This window comes from Petralouisia muris, from assembly GCF_004793545.1.
In the GTDB taxonomy this organism is placed as follows: domain Bacteria; phylum Bacillota; class Clostridia; order Lachnospirales; family Lachnospiraceae; genus Petralouisia; species Petralouisia muris.
This window is the reverse complement of record NZ_SRYA01000183.1, coordinates 1-2,325: the sequence shown is the minus strand read 5'-3', so window position 1 is coordinate 2,325 and position 2,325 is coordinate 1. Positions and strand designations below refer to the sequence as shown.

Here is a 2,325-nt window from a genome sequence, read left to right as displayed (position 1 = left end):
GAGCATCGGATTGTGTCAGCCACAATCCCGCCCACACAAAACAAGTGGGCGTAACCTATCCAGGGGACAGCCCCTGTTTACCCCGAAGAAAGAAAAATAAGACTGGAGGATTGAGGAAAATGAACAGAGAAAAATCAGAAAAGGACGTGCGGAATGTTCCGATTACCGTCCGATTGAACGAGGAAGAACATGAAAAATTAAAGCAGTGCGCCGCCGCTTGCGGTCTGTCCGCAGCAGAATTTATGCGCCAGTTATGCAAAGGAAACGCCCCACAGCCAAAGCCTAAAACCGAGTTTTGGGAGCTTTTAAACAAGCTCTATGAGGTGCATGACGCTTTCAAAAAGTGTGTTGCTTACTATCCAACCGTCGCTGAAATCTGTAAAGAGATTGAAGATTTTATCTTAGAATTGCAGTAGAAAACAACTCTCCCACAACGATTTAGCGTAGAAGAATTGACGGAACAGGGGGCGGTCTGATATGGCGGTAACAAGCCTATGGCATGTCAAAGGGAGCATAAAAGACTTGATTGACTATATAGAAAATCCAGAAAAGACTCTGCCGAGTGAAGAAATGCAGGACTTTTTTGACGTGTTTTCCTATGTAAAGAATCCGTCAAAAACGAATGAGGGCGAGTATGTTTCCGCAGTCAACTGTCTGAAAGAAACGGCATTACAACAAATGATTTTGACGAAGAAACAGTACCAAAAGACAGGCGGATATATTGCATGGCACGGCTACCAGAGCTTCAAGCCAGACGAAGTAACGCCCAAACAGTGCCATGAAATCGGCTTAAAATTGGCAAGGGAGATGTGGGGCGATAAATACCAGATTATCGTTGCCACCCACCTTGACAAAGGACATCTCCATAATCATTTCTGCTTTAACTCCGTTTCTTATCTGGATGGGAGCAAATACAATTACTCAAGATCGGAGCAGAAACGGTTAAGGGAAGTGTCCGACCGCTTATGCCGAGAACACGGTTTGTCGGTAATTGAAAACCCGAAGAAAGCACCGTCAAGACCGCTTTATCTGGATGAAAAAAGCGGAAAGCCGACACGGTACAACGTCTATCGGGAGGATTTAAGGGAGGCAATCAACGGGAGCAGGGATTTACAGCACATGATGAAATACCTTACCGATAAAGGATATGAGGTTGATTTTTCGGGCGGTCATTGGAAGATGAAGTTGCCACAGTACAGGCATTTCACAAGGTTAGACACGCTTGACGAGCGGCTGACACCCGATTTCATACGGTCATGTTTAGGCGGGACTTCCCGATACGGGAACTACAAGGCAAGGATTTCTTACTCTCCCCATATGCCAGAGCAGTATAAAAACGCATGGAAACCGCATCAGAAAACCACGGGGATATTGGCATTATATTACTACTGGTGCTATCAGTTGGGGATATTCCCCAAAGGCACGGACTACAAGCCGACAAGCCCGCTGATGAAAGAGGAATTGCGGAAGTTAGATGAAATCACCGCACAGGTAAGGTATATGTCAAAGCATAACATCTCCACCCTCTCCGACTTACACGCCGACAGAGAGAAAAACCAGAGTGAAATGAATGAAAACACCAATCCCCCAGCTATGCTGGGGAGAATAGAGTAAGCTGTAGCGATGAGGATATTATAAAAAAGCCTCCTATGGTAAAATGAGAAAGGTGTCGCAAGCCAATCTCAAGAATAGGAGGCGGTCCAAATGGACAGTAAAAGTTTATCACATACAAGATGGAAATGCCAGTGCCATATTGTATTTATACCAAAATACAGAAAGAAGAAATTGTTCGGGCAGCTGAAGCTCGATGTACGGGAAATATTAGCTACGCTGTGCAGATACAAGGGAGTGGAAATTATAGAAGGTGCGGTGTGCGCCGATCATGTTCATATGTGCGTGAGCATTCCGCCCAAGATAAGTGTTTCAAATTTTATGGGATACTTAAAAGGGAAAAGTACGCTAATGATATATGACAGGCATCCGGAACAGCAGAGTAAATGGAATAAAGCGTTCTGGGCAAGAGGATATTATGTGGCAACGGTAGGAAATGTAACAGAGGATGCCATAAAGAAATACATTCAAGAACAGTCAGAAGAGTCACGGAAGGAAGAAAGTGAAGGAGCCGCTTTTTAGCGGCAGCAAGTAGTATGTGCTTGCGGCACCCGCCTTTCAGGCGAGTAGTAACAGAGCCCTTGGGGGCGTTTTTTACCCCCCCCCCACTTGAAGTGAGGCCGCTGAAAAACAGTCTATTTTTTGTATTGAATTTTTGATGCACGCAAAAAATCCACCAGTTTTGAATGGACTGATGGATTTTTTGTGATTCAG

3 protein-coding genes are annotated in these 2,325 nt (G+C 44.9%); all 3 read left to right on the top strand.

The features are described from left to right. The coding region (locus tag E5329_RS28895; RefSeq protein ID WP_275443880.1) for a plasmid mobilization protein at window positions 1-416 on the top strand (416 nt) is incomplete at its 5' end. A gap of 61 nt (window positions 417-477) precedes the next feature. Further along, a complete protein-coding gene (locus tag E5329_RS28890; protein ID WP_275443879.1) occupies window positions 478-1,614 on the top strand; it encodes a relaxase/mobilization nuclease domain-containing protein in 1,137 nt (378 codons plus the stop codon). 90 nt (window positions 1,615-1,704) lie between these two features. Then, window positions 1,705-2,133, top strand: coding sequence for an IS200/IS605 family transposase (tnpA, locus tag E5329_RS28885; RefSeq protein ID WP_135992547.1), 429 nt, complete (start codon window positions 1,705-1,707; stop codon window positions 2,131-2,133). The last annotated feature ends 192 nt before the right edge of the window (window positions 2,134-2,325 follow it).